Genomic DNA, 18,207 nt, shown 5'->3' on the forward strand with positions numbered 1-18,207 from the left:
ACCGACAAGAAATCAAGGAGAGGCCAAAGAAGCCAGACCAAGGAAAGGCCAGCGGCATAAACCACAAACAACAAACAACAAACGCCGCACAGGCAAAAAAAACCTCAATGCCCCATAGAAGGCCCAACCCCCTTCCTGGGTTTAGTCACCCAAACCAGCACAGCAAGCACAAGAAACCCTGCACAAGAAATCCGAAAGAAATCATTAGTGGCCATCATATAAGCCTGCGCAGTAACAATCTGATTCAACTGCGCGGTGACGCCGTCACCAGAAAGCCCAAGACTCCCCAGCGCACTGGTAAAAGCATTCGTATTAGCCGAATAAACATTCACCGAATCGGTCAACATCGCATGATGGTAGATCGTGTCATTCTCCCAGTACGTCGTACTGATAGCCGTCCCAATTGCCCCGGACAAAGTCCGAAAAAAGTTCGACAAACCAGAAGCACTAGCGAGCCGATCATCAGACACGCTGGACAGCGTAATCGTAGTCATCGGCACGAAGAAGCAAGCAACGCCAATGCCTTGCACCAAGCGTGGCCAGATCACATGATTGAACGGCACATCGAGCGTAAAAGTCGAATTCCAGAACGACACGAACGCAAACACGATGAACGCAAAACTCGCCACCATGCGCAGGTTCAGCCGGTGCATGTTCTTGCCGATCATCGGCGACAAAAACAACGCAAGAATACCGACCGGCGCGGTCGCTAAACCGGCAAGTCCAGCGGTGTAACCCATCACCGTCTGCAACCAGAGCGGGAAAATCACCACCGATCCAAAGAACGCCATAAACCCGAACGAAATAATCACCACGCCGAGCGCGAAGTTACGATCCTTGAATAGCGAGAGATCGACGACGGGTTCTTTGTCCGTCATCTCCCACACCAACAGGAACGCGATCGACACCACCGCGATAATCGCCAGCGTGACGATGAACGTCGAGTTGAACCAGTCGCGATCCTTGCCCAGATCGAGCACCATCTGCAGGCACGACACGCCGATCACGAGCAACGCCAGTCCGACCGCGTCGATACGCTGTTTGGTGACCTTGGTCTCGCGGCCGCGCAGCAGCAGGAACGCGCACACCGCCGAGAACAACCCGATTGGCACGTTGATGTAGAAGATCCACGGCCATGTGTAGTTGTCAGTAATGTAGCCGCCCATCACAGGCCCGAAAATCGGCGCGCAAATCACGGTCATCGCCCAGAGGCCAAGCGCGAGTCCGCGCTTTTCCGGTGGGTATGAGCGCATGAGAATCGTCTGCGACAGCGGAACCATCGGCCCGGAGACGAGCCCTTGCAGGAGCCGGAACCCGATCAGCGACTCGAAGTTGTGCGCAAAGCCGCACAACGCCGAGGCGATCGTGAAAAGCAGAACGGACAGCGTGAACAGCCGCACTTCGCCGACGCGCCGCGCGAGCCAGCCGGTCAGCGGCACCGCGATCGCCGAGGCCACGGAATACGATGAGATAACCCATGTACCCTGGCTGGTCGCCACGCCAAGGCTGCCGGAAATGGTCGGCACAGCGACGTTCGCGATCGACGTGTCGAGTACCTCCATGAACGTGCCGAGCGCGAGGCCAACAGTGAGCAGCGCCAGCGCCCCGCCTTTGAGCGGGGTGAGAGCGGCGGCGGGTAGGGCTTCGGCGGGAGCCGTAGCAGCCATGTGTTTCTCCTCAACTGGGAAAGCTTGTCGCGGCAGCTTTATCGCGTCCACCGAACGGCACGCTTACATGCTGCATCACCCTCTGCCCAGACAGACATTTTCAAACGATGGCGCTTGCAAAAAACGCCTCCTGGTTACTGCCCGCCGTGATCTGACGACGGTTCTTCGGGTGAGTCTTCAAGCGATTCCTGCGACGCTCCGAGGCCGCAACACGCGCTGGCTCCCTCACCGATGCCGTTCGCAATGAAACGGCCGAGCAGGTCAAGCAAGGCGGAGTGATCCGCAGCGGAAAATCCGCGCAATTGCTCGTTCAACACGGCGGCCCCCAGAGCGGGCAATTGCTGCGCGGCGTCGTGACCCTGGGGCGTCAGCTCCAGCTTGACCATCCGGCGGTCGGCGTCACTGCGCGAGCGCACCACAAAGCCTTTCTTTTCAAGGCGATCGAGCAAACGCGTCATCGATCCGCTGTCGTATGACATGACGCGCGACAACTCGAACGGCGTGCTCGCGCGTTGCGCAGACAACAGCAGAATCACGCCGATTTGCTGGGCGGTCAGGCCTAACGGTTTGACCGCGCGGTCCATCCGCTCGACCAGCACGTTTCGCGCTTTCGTCAGGTAATAGCCAAGACTCGATTCGAGGTGAATCTCGTCCGCGTTGTAGGGCCCATCGGTCATCGTGTATCCGGGAACATCGTCTAGCAGAACAGATTTTAGCTGCCTAAGCAGACAAGTCAAATTTCGTTTCACGCAGTGCGGACGGCGCAAAAAACAACACCCCACGCCGCGCGAAGCAAAGTATCTTGAAATTTAATTGCATAGTCAATATTATTGTAGGCAACGAGTTACGCGCGATCCGCGCCACCCGAGACCATGTTCTGACCGATTGTCTGCACGCTGCGCTGGCGCCGTGCGAAAGGATTTTCCCGATGCTGTACCTCAAAAACACCCTTGGCGGCTTGAGCCGCTCCCTGACCGATTCCGCGCTAAGCACCTTTCAAGGGCCGCATCGCTGGTGGAAACTGGCGTTGTTCGCCGTGCTGTTCGTGCTGCCCGGTGGATCTGTGGGGGTCGCGGTGCTTGCGTGGCTGGAGCATCGCCGGGGTCAGAAGGGCGCTAAGGCCGCGCCAGAGGAATCGGTAGTGTCCTCCGTCGCGGCGGCGAATGTCGTTGTAGCCACGAGTGCTGCGACAAGCTCTGGGGGCGCTTGCCAGGCGCGTTTAGGTGCGCCGTGTCGGGCTGCGGCTGGAAAGCTGGCCCGGCAGACTACTTCATCGGATTCGCGGGTTTAATCCTGTCGGACAAAAGCCGGCCTTCGTTGCCCACGTGGTGTTTTTGCCGCCGCCAAGGGCAACGCAGCCGGTAATAGCATGTAACCATCCCGACACCCTAAGTAACACACCTCTTTCTCCCCCCGCATTACCCTTTCAGTTTTCCGCGCCCGCGCGGCTCCATACGCTAACATCCCGGCAGAGCCATGATCTTGGCCGGCAGTGCCGCCAACGGCCGCACTGCGGCGTCCAGAAGGAATCCATTGCATGCAGTTTGATCGAATCTCGCGCGCGCGGACGATTACGCCCCGCGTCCTGACTATCGCGGTAGCAGCGGCCCTCGCTACCCTGCTGGCCGGCTGTGCAGTCGGCCCCGACTACAAAACGCCCGGGGCTGAAATCCCCGCTTCCTACAAGGAAGCCGCCCCCGGCTGGAAAGTCGCCCAGCCGGCCGATCGGCAAGATCGCGGCGACTGGTGGACCATTTACGAAGACCCGCAACTCAACGCTCTCGAAGACAAGCTGAACGCGTCGAACCAGACCATCGCCCAATTTGCCGCCGCCTACCGGCAAGCACGCGCGCTGGTCGGCGAAGCGCGCGCGGCGTATTTCCCGACGGTCGGTGCATCGGCAGGCGCCACGCGCTCCGGCAACGGTTCGTCGTCCAGCGGCAACTCCACCACCGCATCGAGTCGCTCCGGTGTCAGCAACAGCTTCAATGTGCAACTCGATGCAAGCTGGGAGCCGGATCTGTGGGGTTCGGTCACGCGCTCGGTGAATGCGCAGAAAGCCGGCCAGCAAGGTGCCGCCGCCGATCTGGCGAATGCCCGCTTGTCCGCCCAGGCCACGCTGGCTCAAACCTATTTCTCGCTGCGCGCGCTCGACTCCGCCCAGAAGCTGCTCGACGACACCTTCGCGGCTTATCAGCGCTCGCTGCAGCTCACGCAGAACCAGTACGCAGCGGGCGTCGCCGCGCGCTCCGACGTGATTCAGGCGCAAACGCAGTTGCAATCGGCACAAGCGGCCGCGATCGACAATGGTGTGCAACGCGCGCAGGACGAGCACGCGATCGCCGTCCTTGTCGGCGAACCGGCCTCGATTTTCTCGATTCCGCCGATGCCGCTCACCGCCACGCCGCCTACCGTGCCCGCGCAGATGCCGTCGGCTCTGCTCGAGCGGCGCCCGGATATCGCATCGGCTGAGCGCAAGGCGGCGGCAGCGAATGAACAGATCGGCGTCGCAATCGCCGCGTTCTTCCCGTCGTTGACACTGTCGGCCACCGGCGGCTTCGAAAATTCGGTGTTCTCGCAATTGCTGACCGCGCCGTCGCGCTTCTGGACGCTCGGCCCGCAACTTGCCGCGACCATCTTCGACGCCGGCTTGCGCCAGGCAAAGACCGAAGCCGCTCGCGCTGCCTACGATCAGGACGTCGCGACATACCGCCAAACGATTCTGACGGCGTTCCAGGACGTCGAGGACAATCTTGCCTCGCAGCGCATCCTCGAACAGGAAATCGTCGTGCAGCGACAAGCGGTGGATTCGGCCAAACAGGCGCTGGCCATTGTCACGAACGAGTACAAGGCGGGTACGGTCGGCTACATCAACGTGCTGACCGCGCAAACCACCGCCTTCACGGCGGAGCAGAAACTGCAGAGCATCGCCGGACAGCGGATGGTGTCGTCAGTGGGTCTGGTGAAGGCGCTCGGCGGTGGCTGGGATACCGCGCAAATGAATCGCGAAACGGGCGATGTGGCGGCGCCCGCGCCGCTGCCGGCGGCGTCAATGCCTGTAGCACAAAACGGAGCCGCGTCGCAACCGGCGCAGAGCAACTAGGCGTGACACTCGCGCTAACCCACGCCTTAGTGCACGAACGTCAACGCGACCGTATCTGGCCCACTTGGCCGTCCCAACAGATTCAGCAGTCCCGCCAGGTTGTCGCGCGCTTCTGGGGCGGCGCCGGCGGTCCCATGAAACGACGTCGAGGCCGGCGACACGCTGCCATTACCGGTCAGCATCAGCGGCCCCTTGATGGTCGTCAGATCCAGCGTGGACGACGCGCCCTGCGCCTGGAACAGCAGCCGGTATGAACCCAGCGGCTTAACCAGCGAGACGCGCGAACTGACATCGTTCAGGGTCACAGTCAGTTGGCCGAACGCTTCCTGATTGAAGCTGCGCCAATCGGACCATGCCAGACGCACGTCGCCTTGCAGATCGAGCGTATTGAAAGGTGCGCCGAGACCGCTCAGCAACGAAGCCGGCACCGCCATCGCACCCGGCGTGACGATGGCGCTGCGCGGGGTGACGTCGACGGTGATCGGGTCGGGCATCGCTTCGCTGTGCCGCATGATCATGCGCACCCGGCCAGTGAAAAGCGGCCAGAACGCGGTGCGCCATTCGATCCGCCCTGGCAGCAGGGTCGCTGCGCTCATGTCGGAACCGGCGGCGAGCATCAGTGTGGCTGAGCCGTGCCACAACGAGCCGGCCGGGTCGACGAGATTGATGTGGCCACGGGTCTGTTTGGCGAACTGCGGTGTGACCCAGGCGGCCGGCAACAAGGTGAGCATCACGGCTGCGCTCGCCAGTATCGCGACCGCCAGCCAAGGTAGCGCGACGCGCAGGCGCCGCATCCAGTAATTCATGCGAGATCCTGTAGCGGCGCGGTCATTTCGCGGTAGACGGCTGTAACGACGCCGTCAGATCCACCTGACCGTCTTCCTTGAGCGCGGTCACGTGCGCCTCGGCGACCTGGACCTTGAACTGCTTGCGCGCATCGTCGACCCAGCTCGTCCACGCGGGGAACGACGCGTTCTTCATCTGGATCTGCACCGCGTTGCCGATCACCTGCACCTGGGTCGCAGCAAGACCGTGATCGCTGAGCGAGGCAGTGAGCGCATCCTTCAGCGCAACGCCGGTTGGCGCGACACCTTGAGCCGCTGCGGAGAGCTGGCGCGCTTCATTCGACTGCGCAGTCATCTGCGCCAGCTGACGCTGCAAGGTGGGCAGCGATTCACGCAGATGCGCGCGGCCATCCTGCGCCGGCGCCCACAGCACCGACCAAGCGATTACCACGGCCAGCGCGCCACCGCCCCATGCCAGCAGCGTTTTTTCGCGCTCGGTGCGCTGGTCCCAGAATCCAGCCCAGCTTTGGGCGAGTTCAGCTTTCATTGTCCGTTCCTGATGGTCCACTTGCCGGTGTTGCTATCGATCGCGCCGGTCAACCCGTTGCGCGCGAGGCGCTTGGCGAAATCGGTATCGAGTTTCACCTCGGGCTTGAAGGTCACATCGAGCCGCCGGTCGTGATAGTCGAGCGCGGCGATGCCGTTGACCGGTACCGGCGCCAGCGAACGCGCGAGACCATCGGCAAGCGACAGAAAGTCGTCCGGCGACAGCTCACCCGCCGCCACCCGCAACTGCTGCAATTGGCGCGACATCTGATCGGGCGCATCGAGCACGACCGTCGTCTTGGGGAAGGTATTGAGGAACAGCTCGGTCATCTGCGTGTTGATCGCGTCGCGCTGGCGCGCGAGCATCAGCCACTGCACATTCGCACCGATGATCGCGATCACCAGCGCGCCAATCGCCAGCATGACCGGCAGGCGCAGACGCCGCAGCGTCGCACGGTCGAGCCGCCACGGCTGCGAAGCGAACTCGAACTGACACAGATCGAAGCGGCACTCCAGCGCGCGCCGCGCGAGTTGCTCGAACGGCAGTGGGCTCGCCCCATGGATATGGGCAGCGAGCCTTGCGGGGCCGGTTGCAGCGAGACTCGGTTCGTTGCCAGGCACCTCGGTCAGCATGTACAGCGAAACTGGCGCTACGCCGGCCAGCGCCGCGAGCGTCGCGTTCACGGCATTAGCCGGCACCGCCAGTCCTTCGCCTTGCACGCCGCGTGCAATAGCCAGTTCGACGCGCGGCGCACCGCTGACCACCGCGCTTTCAATCGCGCTTTCGAGCAGCAACGCGGGCGCGGTCTGGACAACGGCGCCGAGCACGGCCGCCACCATCGGCACCGCCGACGCGACGCCGGGCGCCACCACCGGCGCCACGCCCGGCAGCGACGTCGCCACGCTAGCCGAGCCCGCCATGACCGGCTCGCCCGCATTGACCGTTTCCGCGACTTCGGCGGGGGCATCGAGCGCGACTGCTTGCGGCAGGCAGCGCGTGACCGGCACGGCGCGCACGCTGCGGTGGCCGGCTGCGGCAAAGCCCTCGCAGATGAAGCGGAACCAGCCCCGGTCGATGATCGCGAGCAATTGCCGGCCGCCCGCGACCGGCTGCGGGTCGACAGCGATGTGGCAGGTTTGCGGGTCCTGGATCAGCTGATCCTCGACGATATTCGGCAACGCCTGACGCAGCCGTGGGCCGCGCAACGGCGGCAGCTTCGCGGGCATCATCAGCAGGTCGCGGGCGGCGACCATCAGCACCGTCGACGAAGCGCGCGGCAGCAGCGCGAGCGCCGAGCGGCCCGCGCGTTGGGTGCGGCCCGACTTGTCGAGCAGCACGAACGGCAGGTCCGGCAGTTGCCATTCCTGCGATGGCACCGCCGGATCACGCGGCGGCAATAGAACGATCAGCGTGCTCAAAGGCCACTCTCTCTGGGAAAGGCGTTATTCATAGTTGGTCTTGTACCCGCACGATACGCGTAGTGTGAGTCAATGCGTCACGATAGACGAGGGTCGTGCGGTCCACTTCCGCGCGTTCGTGCTGCACACGGCCGTGGATCAGAAAGTAATTCGTGTTGACGTCCATTTCGCTCGGATCGATCCCGATCTGCTGTACGCCAGCGCCGGTCAAGGCGAGTTGCACATCGCTCACGTTATGGAAAAACACCGTCTGCCGGCGCGCGACGAAGGCTTGTGCGGACGACAGATTCATTCCCGGCACGATCGCCGCGATGACTTCGGCGGAGGCCGTATTCATGTTGACTGCCGATACCGTCGGCAGCACGGTGACGAACGGCCGCAAACGCGCGACCATTTCCGGCGTATAGCCAGGGATGTCGAGCAGCGAATCGACGCTGATCATTTGCAGCGGTGCGAGCGCCGCGTTGTCGTCGCCGTCTTCCATACCGGGTTTGTCGGTGAAGCTGCCACCGGTAGCGCCGCCCTGCGGAGTCGGCGTCGCTGTTGTTCCGGTGGTGGACGTGACGGTCTGGAAGCGTGTCGCCGATTGGGCGAGGCTCGCGCGGACCTGCACGGCGGTGTTTTTTGCCAGTTGGCTGTTCACGCCGAGGGACACGAGCAAACGCTGGTAGGCGCCTATCTGTTCCGTGTTCAGTTGCATGACGCCAGGCGCTGGGCTCGAGACCAGATTGCGGAGGTTGAATTTCGCCTGGGCGTCTTCGATTGAACCTGAGAGGTAGGTTGCCTGACCTTGCTCGGCTCTGACTTCACCTATTTGCCCAAGGAAATCCGACAGGCGTGTTTTGGCGATGGGGACGCCCCAAAGACCACCCAGATAGGTGATGCCTGCTGAGGTGTCGCCCTCCGAGCGGAGGATCAGGCGCGTCCAGTCGAGTGCGCCTCGGGCGACCCATTGGGCCTGGGATAGGAGGCGCTGGTTTTCTATCCTGCGGATTTGGACTTGCTGGCGCCAGAGCATGCCCGATACTAATATCGCTGATAGCGCGACTACTAGTAGGGCGCTGATGATTGCTACGCCTTGTTGTTTTGCCTGCGGCTGCTTTCTTAGCTGTGCGCCTGCGGCGTTGGCCTTTCCTCGGTTTGCCTGCGGCCGCTTTCCTGGCTGTGTGCCTATGGCGTTGGCCTTTCCTTGTTTTGTTATTGGTTTATTAGCTTTCCCCCTGTGCGGGGGGGCACCTACTTTTCTTTGCCTGCTGCAAAGAAAAGTAGGCAAAAGAAAGCAGCTCAAACCGCTAATTCTGAAGCGGGTCCCCTGGCTTGGAGGGGACAGTGGTGCATTTGGAATCTGTGCCCCCATACCCTCAACCCGTAGTGACAAGGCAGTCATACTTCCCGCCTCGCGCTGCGCGCTCGCCGGAAGGGCTTGCCTGGAAAACCAGTGGCTTCGCTTGAGGTGGGTGGGGGCCGTCGGCTTCGCCTCGGCGGGGCGCCTATCCACTTTTTCTGCAGATGCTTGTGCGTGAGGCCAAGTGCGTACAGCCGAATGGCCTGCCACGTCGGAGCGATCGGATGTGAGCGGAGGCGCTGATGGGAGTAGCCGTGCCTCCCCGCGTGCAAAGGCGATAGCCACCGGGACACAAGTGCCAAAAACACCAAACGCAGTGCCCATCGAGGCGTGAGTGTCGGAAATGCCAAAGGCGGTGCTCGGTGCACAGGCTTCAGAAGCACCCCGTGTTTTTCGTGATGTACCGCTCGGCGCGCGCAGCGCCGCCGGAACGGATGATGGCCTTGTCACACGCACGGAGTGTGCAGGGGCACCGATTCCAGATGTGCCACTACCGTTAGCTGTGCGGGGGGCCCGCTTAGCATTAGCGGTTTGAGCCGCTTTCTTTTGCCTACTTTTCTTTGCGGCTGCAAAGAAAAGTAGGTGCCTGCCCCGCACAGGGGCGACGCGAATAGACCGATAAGAAAACAAGGAAAGGCCAACGCCATAAGAGCGCAGACAAAGACAAACACGCCGAGCAGGCAAAGAATCGAAGAAACGGCACGGCCGCACGCGCCCAAACCCAGAGCGTCGCGGAGACAACAAAGACACCAAAACCCCAAAGCGTCGCGGAGACAAAAAAGAGAACTTCATATTCATTCTCCGACGAGAAAAACCCGCGTAACAGGCCGCGCCAACGACTTAGCCCCAACACTCACTTCCAGCCCAGTCACCGACCGCGGCAGCGGCGCATTCCCCAATTGGGGCACCTTCAAATTATTATCGTTCTCCGTGATAGCACTCTGCACATCCTTCATCTGCGTGGTCCAGCCAACCTTCGGCACATAAAGACGGGCAGAAATAGCACCGACCCCACCCATCAAAGGCACCGCCGTCCAGCCATCTCCCTCGCCACCGCGCAACGCGCGCCGCAACTCACCCACATTCCCCAACGGCGGCGACGCATACCGAACCACGCGCCCCTCGGACACGCGATACCTCACGACCTGCAAACGCGGCGCGGTCCCCGGCAATAACGTCTCCCGCACAATCTGCAGCACGCTGCCAGAAACCGACACCGCCGCCTGACCGGATTCATCATCCGACGCCGCCTGCCGTGCATCGATCCGCATCTGGTCGAATAGCTGCGCAAAGACGCGCTCGTCTTCCATCGCGCTCGTAATCGTCTGGCGGCCACGAATGATCTGATCGAGCCCGCGCCACGACAACACGGCAATCACCGCCATGATCGCGATCGCGACCAGCAACTCGATCAGCGTGAAACCACGCGCGCCCGATCGGCTACGGCGCTTAGAGCGAACGGTTGTTTTCATTCGCGACCACCGTCACCATCTGGGCAAGATTGCCGGAACGCCCAGGCATCGTCACCATCACTTCCACTCGACGAAACACCGGGTTCGGCGTCGCCGTCACATGCTCGGTACACATCAACTGCAAATTGCCCTGCGAACAGTCGAAACTCGTCGAGCCGACGTTCGGCCAGCCATGCGTCAAATGCAATTGCGCCAGCGTATTGTCCGCGCTCCATCCTGCAAGCAGACGACGATGCAAATCGGCCTCGCCATTCGCAAGACTCCCCACCGCGCGCAACGACGCCGCCAATGCAATCGCGATAATCGCCAGCGCCACCAGCACTTCGATCATCGTAAAACCGCGCTGCGCTACGCGCGCGCCCCTGTCCCTGCAACGACGCATCTCAGTGCACCTCATAGCGGCCATTGCCGGTGCCGACGATCGTCGCGCGCCCCACCGCCGAAAACAGCGTGATCTGTACCGGCACGTCGATCGCTTCGGTGCCGAACACGATGCGGCTCGGGTGCGAATCCGACCCCGGGTAATTGATCGTTACGCCGGTCACGCCACCTTCCCAGTTGCGCGGTCCAAGCAGATCGTCACGCAGCGGACGCCAGCCGTCTTCGGTACGCTGATCGAAGCGGAAGCCGCCGTCGAGCGGTTGCCAGGCGATTGGTCGTGCACGCACTTGCGCCTCGTCGCCGGCCGACTCGAACAGCAGCGCGAGGCGCTGCGCTTCTTCGTTCAGATCGGTGCGCGGGTTGCGGGTCATCGTCAGCGCGGTCAGCGATACCAGAATGCCCGCGATCAGTAGCACCACCATCATTTCGAGCAGCGTGAAACCCGCCGCGCGCTTCGGGCCACCTGCGCCGCGTAAGCCACGTGAGCCACATGAACCACGCGGCTCATGCACGCGCGCGCCGGCGCACGCCATGCCCGGCAGCGACGCCGTACACGGAGTGTCCACACGGGACTTGCAAGCGGACAGTCGCATAGTGCCGGCCACAAACGATCAACTAAAGATCAGAAAAACAATGAGTCGATAAGACGCGCGGTGGATCGCCAGAAGAGCAGGGCGATCCGGCGCGCCTGAAAATCAACGGCGCTTGCTGAGCTACTGGACTACCGGACTACCGGACTACTGCCACGAACCTATGTCGGCGTCGTTGCCTTCGCCGCCGGCTTTACCGTCCGCGCCATAGCTGAATACATCGATTTCGCCGTGCACGCCCGGGTTCAGATACTGATAGCTATTGCCCCACGGATCGTTCGGCAGACGTTCGAGGTAGCCGCCGTCCTTCCAGTTGTTCGGAACCGGGTCCGTGCTCGGCTTTTCGACCAGCGCGCGCAGGCCTTGCTCCTGAGTCGGATAACGGCCGTTGTCGAGACGATAGAGTTTCAGCGCCTGCATCACGGTGCCGATGTCCTGCTTGGCAGCCACGCGCCGCGCTTCGTCCGGACGGCTCATAATTTTCGGCACGATCAATGCGGCCAGAATGCCCAGAATCGCGATCACGACCATGATTTCAATCAGCGTGAAACCGCGTTGACGACGGCTGCGCGGACCCGCGATTTCAGTACGGCGAGTGGTCGACAGTTGCATAGCTTGCTACCTCTTCTCAGGTGAAATTTTCGATCGGGCGGGATTCGCGTGTCAGACAATCAGGGTGCCATTGAACACGCCCGGCCGGTCATTTTAATGTCATGGTGTTGAAGGGTTGCGAGAAAACGCAGGGCCGCCCCAAGTTTCTCGCGACCCCTCGGGGGTCTGGCGCGAAGCGCCTGGTTAGTGCAGTTTCCCCCAACGCAATTTTCACAATAGTCCGTACAATATGCACATGAACGCCATCCAAATCCGCCTTCTGTCGCTCGCGCTGTTCGCCGTGTTTTGCGCGACGCTGACCTACTGGGTCATCACGATCTCCACGACATCGGGCGCGCCGTTGCCGGCAGCCGCCGCGCATGCACAGGTCTCGACCGACCAGGCCGCCACGCTGTTCGGCGGCCAGCTCACTCGCAGCGCCAACCAGGACGTGCATCTGTTCGGCATCCTCGCTTTGCGTGAAGGCGCCGCGGCCATCGTCAGCGTCGGTGGCGAACCGCCGCATGCGGTGTCGCTCGGCAGCACGCTCATGCAAGGCGCCAAACTCTCCGAAGTCCGCCCCCGCTCGATCATCATCGACCGCAATGGCGCGCATTCCGAAGTATTCCTGCCGGCTAATCCAGCAGGTCCTACGATCTACGTGCGCTGAGTCAGTTGCAATCAGGCGTTTCGCCTGGCTGCAACTGCTCTTACTGCACCAGGTTGTTCAACTCGATGATCGGTAGCATCACCGCCAACACGATCACGAGCACCACGCCCCCCATCGCCAGAATCAGCAACGGCTCGAGCAGGCTCGTCAGGAACATCGTGCGACGCTCCAGCTCGCGTGCTTCGCCGTCGGCCGCGCGGTCGAGCATGGTCGTCACATCGCCGGTCGCCTCGCCCGACCGGATCAGGTGAACCAGCACCGGCGGGAAAGTCTTCGTATTGCCGAGCGCGCGCGACAGGGACGTGCCTTCGCGCACCCGCACGATCGCATCGTCAATGTTCTCGCGCATGGCGTTGTTGCTAAGCGTTTCGGCGGCGGCTTGCAGCGCGCGCAGAATCGGCACGCCCGCGGCCGTCAGAATGCCTAGCGTGCTGGCAAAGCGCACCGTGTTGTAGCCGCGCACGAGTTTGCCGAGCAGCGGCGCGGTCAACAACCACCGGTCGAAGGCGAGGCGCGGGCCGGGCTGCTTCAGGATCGAGCGCACCAGATACATCAGTACGACCACGCCGATCAGCATTGCCCACCACCAGTGCCGCACGAAACCGGATAGCGCCATCATCATGATGGTGAGAATCGGCAGTTGCTGTTTGGTGCTGGCGAACACGTTCACCACTTGCGGCACCACGTAGCTCAACAGAAACGTGACGATGCCGAACGCGATGAGGGTCACGATCGCCGGGTACGTGAACGCGAGCACGATCTTCTGCTTGAGTGCGTTGCGTTGCTCGATATAGTCGGCCAGACGCGAGAGCACGAGACCGAGTTTGCCGGTATGTTCGCCGGCGGCGACCAGCGCCCGATAGATCTCGGGGAAGTCTTTCGGATGCTGTGTCAGCGCATTCGCGAGCGAATGGCCCCCGAGCACTTCGGCGCGAATCGATGCCATCAGTTCGCGGATGTAATCCCGCTCCGATTGCTCGGTCAGCACCGAGAGCGCTTCGTCGAGCGGCAAACCGGCGATCAGCAGACTGGCCAGTTGACGCGTGAGAATGGCCTGCTCGCGCTGCGACAAACGCCGTCCCATCGACAAGCGCTGATTGCGCTCGCCGCGCGTGCGCGTCGCAGCCGGTTCGACGACGAGTGGCGTCAGCCCCTGCGAACGCAGATTGGTCCGCGCGCCGCGCGCGCTGTCCGCGTCGAGCACACCTTTTTGTGCTTTGCCCGCCGCATCGATCGCTTCAAAACGAAATGCCGGCATGCGCTTACGCTCCGCCCGTTACGCGGATCACTTCTTCGAGCGACGTCAGCCCGGATGCGAGCCAGCGGTCCGCGTCTTCGCGCAGCGTACGCATGCCTTGTGCGCGGCCGGCGATGAGAATCTCGGCGTCCGCTGCATTGCGGTGAACCAGCGTGCGGATTTCGTCGTCGATCAGAAGCAATTCGTACACGCCGCGCCGGCCTGCGTAGCCGGACTGGCCGCACTTGTCGCAGCCGACCGGATGCCAGCGCACGCTGCCATCCTCTTCGACGCGTTCTTCGCGGCACACCGAACACAAACGCCGCACCAGCCGCTGCGCCAGCACGCCAAGCAGCGACGACGCCAGCAGATACGGCTCAACGCCCATGTCAGTCAAACGCGTCACGGCGGATGCCGCGTCGTTCGTGTGCAACGTGGCCAGCACAAGGTGACCTGTCAGCGATGCCTGCACCGCGATCTGCGCGGTTTCCAGGTCGCGGATTTCACCAATCATGATGACGTCCGGGTCCTGCCGCAGAATCGAACGCAGCGCCCGCGCGAAGGTCATGCCGATCCGCTCGTTGACCTGCGTCTGGCCGATGCCGGACAGGTCGTATTCGATCGGGTCTTCGACCGTCATGATGTTGGTGGTCGCGGTCTCAAGCCGCGACATCGATGCATACAGCGTGGTCGTCTTCCCCGAGCCGGTTGGGCCGGTCACCAGTACGATGCCGTGCGGCTTGCCGATCAGCTTGTCGAATTTGACGAGCGTATCGGGCGCCATGCCGAGGGCTTCGAGATTCAGGCGCGACGCGTCCTTTTCCAGCAGACGCAGCACCGCGCGTTCGCCGTGACCGGTAGGCAGCGTCGAGACGCGCACATCGACCGGGCGTCCGCCGACGCGCAGCGTGATACGGCCGTCCTGCGGCAGACGCTTCTCGGCAATATCGAGCTGCGCCATGATCTTGATCCGCGAGATCAGCGCGCCGTGCAACGCTTTCTTCGGCCGCACGACATCGCGCAACGTGCCGTCGACGCGGAAGCGCACCACGGACGAAGTCTCGAACGGCTCGATGTGAATATCCGAAGCCTGTTCGCGTGCGGCTTGCGTGAGCAGCGCGTTGATCATGCGGATGATCGGCGCGTCGTCCTCCGACTCGAGCAGATCCTCGACCTCGGGAATGTCCTGCATCAAACGCGACAGATCGACTTCGCCTTCCACTTCGCCGACCACCTGCGCCGCGCTGCCGTCCTGGCGCGCGTAGGCCTGGTTGATCGCCTGGGCGAGTTCGTCAGCCGGCAAACGCACAATGGACACCGCGCCAAAGTTACGCGCGACTTCGGCAAGCGCTGCATCACTGGTGCGCTCGCTGATCCAGATTTCGAGGCTGTCGGCGTGTTGATGCGCGACCAGAATCTGGCCGCTGCGGGCAAAGCCGTAGGGCACGAGGCGCGCGGCGACGCCTGACGGCGCAATGCGTTCGGCATGCTCCGCCACGACCGCGGGCGGCATTGCCGAGGCTTGTGCCGCTGCTTGCGTCGATGCACCGGCTCGCGCCGCTGCCGGCGACGCGGAAGCTGACGGCGGCGTGGACGGCGTGCTCACGGCTGCACTCCGGGCGACGCGGTGGAAGGCGTCACCGTTCCCGGGTTCGTCTGCACAGCGGCGCCATTCGTGGCGGGGTACGTCTGCTGCACGGTTCCACCATTATTCATGACCGGATTCGTCGTCACAGCCCCGCCATTCGTGACCGGCGCCGGAGCAGAAACTGGCGGCGGCGCCAGCTGCTGACGACGCATCCTGTCGAGATCGAACAGGTTCATCGCGGGCGAGCCGCCCTGGCTCGGGCCGATCGGCATTGGCGGAACCACCGGATCGTCGTTGTCCTTGATCAGGTTGTTGTCCGACTTGTACGCACCCTGTACGCCCTGGATGTAATCGTAGCGGTTCGAGGTCACGGCCTGCGCGGTAGCGCGGTCGGTGATGATCACGGGACGCAGGAACACCATCAGGTTGGTCTTGTTGCGGGTCTTCTGTTCCGAGCGGAACAGCTGGCCGATCCACGGAATATCGCCCAGCAACGGCACCTTGCTGTTACTGACCTGATAGTTGTCCTGCATCAGGCCACCCAGAACGATGATCTCGCCGTTATCGGCCAGCACCGTCGACTGGATCGAACGCTTGGTGAACTCGGGGCCGGCCGGGTTGGTTGTCGCGTTGGTCGTGCCGTTCACGATCGCCGAGTCTTCCGTGTAAAGCTGCAGCTTGAGAATCCCGCCGTCGGTGATCTGCGGCTTGACGTGCAACGTCAGACCGACGTCGACACGGTCGTAGGTATTGAATGCCGAGGTCGCCGTACTGCTCGTGAGATTCGAATATGAACCCGTCTGGATCGGCACATTCGTACCGACGACAATCTTGGCTTCCTCGTTGTCGAGCGTAATGAGGTTAGGCGTCGACAGCACGTTTGCGTCGGCGGTTTGCGACAGCGCCTGTAACAGCGCGCCGAGTCCCTGCACACCGAAAATGTTGTGCACCCAACCGACGTTGAGCCCTTGCTGGAGCCCCCCGCTCGCGCTTCCGAGCGCCCCGGCGAGACCGCCGGTGGCCGCGCCCGCGGCGGCGGCGGCCGTCAGGTTAATGATGCTGTTGCTGTTGCCAGTCGACAGGTTGGTGCCGGCAAACAGCGAATTGTTCGCAACCTGCCACTGAATGCCGAGATTGGCATTCGTGTTCGAGTTCAGTTCGACGATCAGCGCCTCGATATAGACCTGCGCGCGCCGCGCGTCGAGCTGGTCGATCACCGCCCGCAGGTTGCGGTACACCGGCTCGGACGCCGTGATGATCAGCGAGTTGCTTGCCGAGTCCGCCTGGATCATGCCGCCTGGCTGATTGTCGTCGTTCTTGTCCTTGTCGCCGCCTAGCAGGCCGCTGGAACCGGCACCGCCGTTCTGGCCGTAGCCACCCCCGCTACCGCCCAACGGCGACGCCCCCGAGCTACCGTTGAGTCCGCCCGACGGCAGCGGCGGTGTGCCTGACGTGCCTGTCGAATTGCCGCCCAACCCGCCACCGCCGTTCTGGTTGAACGAATTCGCTTCGTTCGAACCGCCTGACGAGCCGCTGTCGCCGCCCTTGCCGAGCATCCCGCGCAAGGTCTTCGCGAGCTTCGTCGCGTCCGCGTTGCGCAGCGCCACGACGTGCATGTTGCCAGGCATGGTGGTCGGCGTATCCAGTTCCTTCGCCAGCTGCTTCGCCGCCGCGAGACGTGCGCCGTTCGACGCGCGGATCAGCAGGGAGTTGGTGCGCGAGTCAGCCGTGATCGACACCTTCAGCGTAGCGTCGGTGCTGCCGATCGCGCCGGGGTCAAGCATCTTGGTCAACTGCGTGGCGATGTCGATCGCGTTGGCGTTCTTCAACTGCACCACCGACACCGACTGGCCCGCGGCCGTATCGACACCCGCGATGATCTGCGCGATACGCCGCACGTTGTCAGCGTAATCGGTCACGACAATCGTGTTGTTGGCCGGGTAGGCCGCCACGGTATTGTTCGGCGAGATCAGCGGACGCAGGACCGGTAACAGGTTGTTGGCCGATTCGTTCTTCAGCACGAATACCTGCGTGACCACCTGATCGCCTCGCGCAACCGGTGCATTGCCGACGTAGGTCGGCACACCTTGCAGCTTGGCGTCGGCCTCGGGCACGACCTTCAGGACGCCGTGGTCCTGAACCAGCGCGAAGCCCTGCATCCGCAAAGCGGATTGCAAGGTCTTGAGCGCCTGGTCTTCGGGTACCGCGTTTTCCGAAACGAGGTTCAGCTGCCCCTTCACGCGCGGGTCGACGATGATCGTTTTGCCAGTTGCCGCGCCAATCGCCTTGGCCACCTGGTCGATATCGGCGTTCACGAAGTTGAGTGTCACCTGTGCCTGTGCTGTCTGCGCGGTGATCAATCCAGCCACCAGCAGCGCCGTTGCGACGCGACGCAATGCCATACGATTTCTTCTCATGGAATGTGGGATCGATGCCAACGGCCGTAGCCGTCGACGGTCATGCAGTGCGAACATTTGAGCAGGCCGCCGCCCTGTCGGTCTGCCAGCCGGCCTCACAGGCGATCAGCGCCCTGGATGCCGGACATCCAATGTCCGAAAAAAATGAACAGTAACAGTTTTTCATGTCGGATTTGTCACAAAACAAACGGCACCGTGCGATTACTCTAAAGACCGCCACGAACCGTCAAGCAATTGAAAGCAAATGAGCTTCCGTGCGCCAAACCGCAGAAGCCCTTCGTTTTACGCTCGATTATGTCGGTTAGCCAACTTGACGCGTCTAAGTCTGCCGGTATGATACGAGCCGTTCGAGGTACTGGTTGCGACTTGCCGACGCGGGTTTTCCCCGATGTCCGA

Annotated in this window: 17 protein-coding genes; 4 read left to right on the forward strand and 13 right to left on the reverse strand. The window is 62.5% G+C overall.

From position 1 onward, the window contains the following. Positions 1-104 precede the first annotated feature (104 nt). Positions 105-1,667: a DHA2 family efflux MFS transporter permease subunit gene (locus tag PQQ52_RS30755; RefSeq protein ID WP_408220085.1), complete on the reverse strand. Its 1,563-nt coding sequence runs from the start codon at positions 1,665-1,667 to the stop codon at positions 105-107. 134 nt (positions 1,668-1,801) lie between these two features. Then, positions 1,802-2,344: a MarR family winged helix-turn-helix transcriptional regulator gene (locus PQQ52_RS30760; RefSeq protein ID WP_408220088.1), complete on the reverse strand. Its 543-nt coding sequence runs from the start codon at positions 2,342-2,344 to the stop codon at positions 1,802-1,804. 251 nt (positions 2,345-2,595) lie between these two features. Here PQQ52_RS30760 and PQQ52_RS30765 point away from each other — a divergent pair, with 251 nt between their 5' ends. Then, the gene (locus PQQ52_RS30765) at positions 2,596-2,958 is read left to right on the forward strand and encodes a hypothetical protein (protein ID WP_408220214.1); all 363 of its coding nucleotides are present in this window, start codon (positions 2,596-2,598) and stop codon (positions 2,956-2,958) included. 246 nt (positions 2,959-3,204) lie between these two features. Then, positions 3,205-4,770, forward strand: a complete 1,566-nt coding sequence (locus tag PQQ52_RS30770; RefSeq protein WP_408220090.1) for an efflux transporter outer membrane subunit — start codon at positions 3,205-3,207, stop codon at positions 4,768-4,770. Between the two features lie 26 nt (positions 4,771-4,796). Here PQQ52_RS30770 and PQQ52_RS30775 read toward each other — a convergent pair whose 3' ends face one another. The 8 genes from PQQ52_RS30775 to gspG form a co-directional block, all read right to left on the reverse strand. Next, on the reverse strand, positions 4,797-5,576 hold the full coding sequence (locus PQQ52_RS30775) for a type II secretion system protein N (RefSeq protein WP_408220093.1): 780 nt from the start codon (positions 5,574-5,576) through the stop codon (positions 4,797-4,799). Positions 5,577-5,598: 22 nt separating this feature from the next. Then, the gene (locus PQQ52_RS30780) at positions 5,599-6,102 is read right to left on the reverse strand and encodes a type II secretion system protein M (protein ID WP_408220096.1); all 504 of its coding nucleotides are present in this window, start codon (positions 6,100-6,102) and stop codon (positions 5,599-5,601) included. Further along, positions 6,099-7,520: a type II secretion system protein GspL gene (gene gspL / locus PQQ52_RS30785; protein WP_408220098.1), complete on the reverse strand. Its 1,422-nt coding sequence runs from the start codon at positions 7,518-7,520 to the stop codon at positions 6,099-6,101. The genes PQQ52_RS30780 and gspL overlap by 4 nt, the downstream gene beginning before the upstream one ends. Before the next feature lie 28 nt (positions 7,521-7,548). Further along, complete coding sequence (gspK, locus tag PQQ52_RS30790; protein ID WP_408220100.1) at positions 7,549-8,907, reverse strand: type II secretion system minor pseudopilin GspK; 1,359 nt, start codon at positions 8,905-8,907, stop codon at positions 7,549-7,551. Between the two features lie 752 nt (positions 8,908-9,659). Beyond that, positions 9,660-10,337 (reverse strand): PulJ/GspJ family protein, encoded by a 678-nt coding sequence (locus tag PQQ52_RS30795; protein WP_408220103.1) that lies wholly within the window; start codon positions 10,335-10,337, stop codon positions 9,660-9,662. After that, positions 10,315-10,719, reverse strand: a complete 405-nt coding sequence (gene gspI, locus PQQ52_RS30800; protein WP_408220105.1) for a type II secretion system minor pseudopilin GspI — start codon at positions 10,717-10,719, stop codon at positions 10,315-10,317. The genes PQQ52_RS30795 and gspI overlap by 23 nt, the downstream gene beginning before the upstream one ends. A 1-nt stretch (position 10,720) precedes the next feature. Further along, a complete protein-coding gene (locus tag PQQ52_RS30805; protein ID WP_408220216.1) occupies positions 10,721-11,251 on the reverse strand; it encodes a GspH/FimT family pseudopilin in 531 nt (176 codons plus the stop codon). A gap of 204 nt (positions 11,252-11,455) precedes the next feature. Next, entirely contained in the window at positions 11,456-11,920 is a 465-nt protein-coding gene (gene gspG / locus PQQ52_RS30810; RefSeq protein ID WP_408220108.1) for a type II secretion system major pseudopilin GspG, read from the reverse strand. A gap of 235 nt (positions 11,921-12,155) precedes the next feature. Here gspG and PQQ52_RS30815 point away from each other — a divergent pair, with 235 nt between their 5' ends. Further along, positions 12,156-12,569, forward strand: a complete 414-nt coding sequence (locus tag PQQ52_RS30815) for a type II secretion system protein N (protein WP_408220111.1) — start codon at positions 12,156-12,158, stop codon at positions 12,567-12,569. Between the two features lie 40 nt (positions 12,570-12,609). On the opposite strand, the gene gspF is transcribed toward PQQ52_RS30815, so the two are convergent. The 3 genes from gspF to gspD are packed head-to-tail and all read right to left on the reverse strand — an operon-like array spanning position 12,610 to position 17,796. Further along, the gene (gene gspF / locus PQQ52_RS30820; RefSeq protein ID WP_408220114.1) at positions 12,610-13,827 is read right to left on the reverse strand and encodes a type II secretion system inner membrane protein GspF; all 1,218 of its coding nucleotides are present in this window, start codon (positions 13,825-13,827) and stop codon (positions 12,610-12,612) included. Between the two features lie 4 nt (positions 13,828-13,831). Beyond that, positions 13,832-15,412 (reverse strand): type II secretion system ATPase GspE, encoded by a 1,581-nt coding sequence (gene gspE, locus PQQ52_RS30825; protein ID WP_408220117.1) that lies wholly within the window; start codon positions 15,410-15,412, stop codon positions 13,832-13,834. Continuing rightward, positions 15,409-17,796: a type II secretion system secretin GspD gene (gene gspD, locus PQQ52_RS30830; protein WP_408220120.1), complete on the reverse strand. Its 2,388-nt coding sequence runs from the start codon at positions 17,794-17,796 to the stop codon at positions 15,409-15,411. The genes gspE and gspD overlap by 4 nt, the downstream gene beginning before the upstream one ends. Between gspD and PQQ52_RS30835 the strand changes: the two genes are divergently transcribed. Beyond that, the gene (locus PQQ52_RS30835) at positions 17,790-17,966 is read left to right on the forward strand and encodes a hypothetical protein (RefSeq protein ID WP_408220123.1); all 177 of its coding nucleotides are present in this window, start codon (positions 17,790-17,792) and stop codon (positions 17,964-17,966) included. The two genes, gspD and PQQ52_RS30835, sit on opposite strands and share 7 nt — an antisense overlap. Positions 17,967-18,207: the final 241 nt, after the last annotated feature.

Source organism: Paraburkholderia sediminicola, assembly GCF_046030555.1.
In the GTDB taxonomy this organism is placed as follows: domain Bacteria; phylum Pseudomonadota; class Gammaproteobacteria; order Burkholderiales; family Burkholderiaceae; genus Paraburkholderia; species Paraburkholderia sediminicola_E.

Excerpts from the sequence above, each read along its gene's own strand:
- PQQ52_RS30755 (WP_408220085.1), bottom strand. The coding sequence starts at position 1,667 with ATGGCTGCTACGGCTCCCGCCGAAGCCCTACCCGCCGCCGCTCTCACC.
- PQQ52_RS30760 (WP_408220088.1), bottom strand. The coding sequence starts at position 2,344 with ATGACCGATGGGCCCTACAACGCGGACGAGATTCACCTCGAATCGAGT.
- PQQ52_RS30765 (WP_408220214.1), top strand. The coding sequence starts at position 2,596 with ATGCTGTACCTCAAAAACACCCTTGGCGGCTTGAGCCGCTCCCTGACC.
- PQQ52_RS30770 (WP_408220090.1), top strand. The coding sequence starts at position 3,205 with ATGCAGTTTGATCGAATCTCGCGCGCGCGGACGATTACGCCCCGCGTC.
- PQQ52_RS30775 (WP_408220093.1), bottom strand. The coding sequence starts at position 5,576 with ATGAATTACTGGATGCGGCGCCTGCGCGTCGCGCTACCTTGGCTGGCG.
- PQQ52_RS30780 (WP_408220096.1), bottom strand. The coding sequence starts at position 6,102 with ATGAAAGCTGAACTCGCCCAAAGCTGGGCTGGATTCTGGGACCAGCGC.
- gspK (WP_408220100.1), bottom strand. The coding sequence starts at position 8,907 with ATGACTGCCTTGTCACTACGGGTTGAGGGTATGGGGGCACAGATTCCA.
- PQQ52_RS30795 (WP_408220103.1), bottom strand. The coding sequence starts at position 10,337 with ATGAAAACAACCGTTCGCTCTAAGCGCCGTAGCCGATCGGGCGCGCGT.
- gspI (WP_408220105.1), bottom strand. The coding sequence starts at position 10,719 with ATGCGTCGTTGCAGGGACAGGGGCGCGCGCGTAGCGCAGCGCGGTTTT.
- PQQ52_RS30805 (WP_408220216.1), bottom strand. The coding sequence starts at position 11,251 with ATGGCGTGCGCCGGCGCGCGCGTGCATGAGCCGCGTGGTTCATGTGGC.
- gspG (WP_408220108.1), bottom strand. The coding sequence starts at position 11,920 with ATGCAACTGTCGACCACTCGCCGTACTGAAATCGCGGGTCCGCGCAGC.
- PQQ52_RS30815 (WP_408220111.1), top strand. The coding sequence starts at position 12,156 with ATGAACGCCATCCAAATCCGCCTTCTGTCGCTCGCGCTGTTCGCCGTG.
- gspF (WP_408220114.1), bottom strand. The coding sequence starts at position 13,827 with ATGCCGGCATTTCGTTTTGAAGCGATCGATGCGGCGGGCAAAGCACAA.
- PQQ52_RS30835 (WP_408220123.1), top strand. The coding sequence starts at position 17,790 with ATGCCATACGATTTCTTCTCATGGAATGTGGGATCGATGCCAACGGCC.
- gspD (WP_408220120.1), bottom strand. The coding sequence starts at position 17,796 with ATGGCATTGCGTCGCGTCGCAACGGCGCTGCTGGTGGCTGGATTGATC.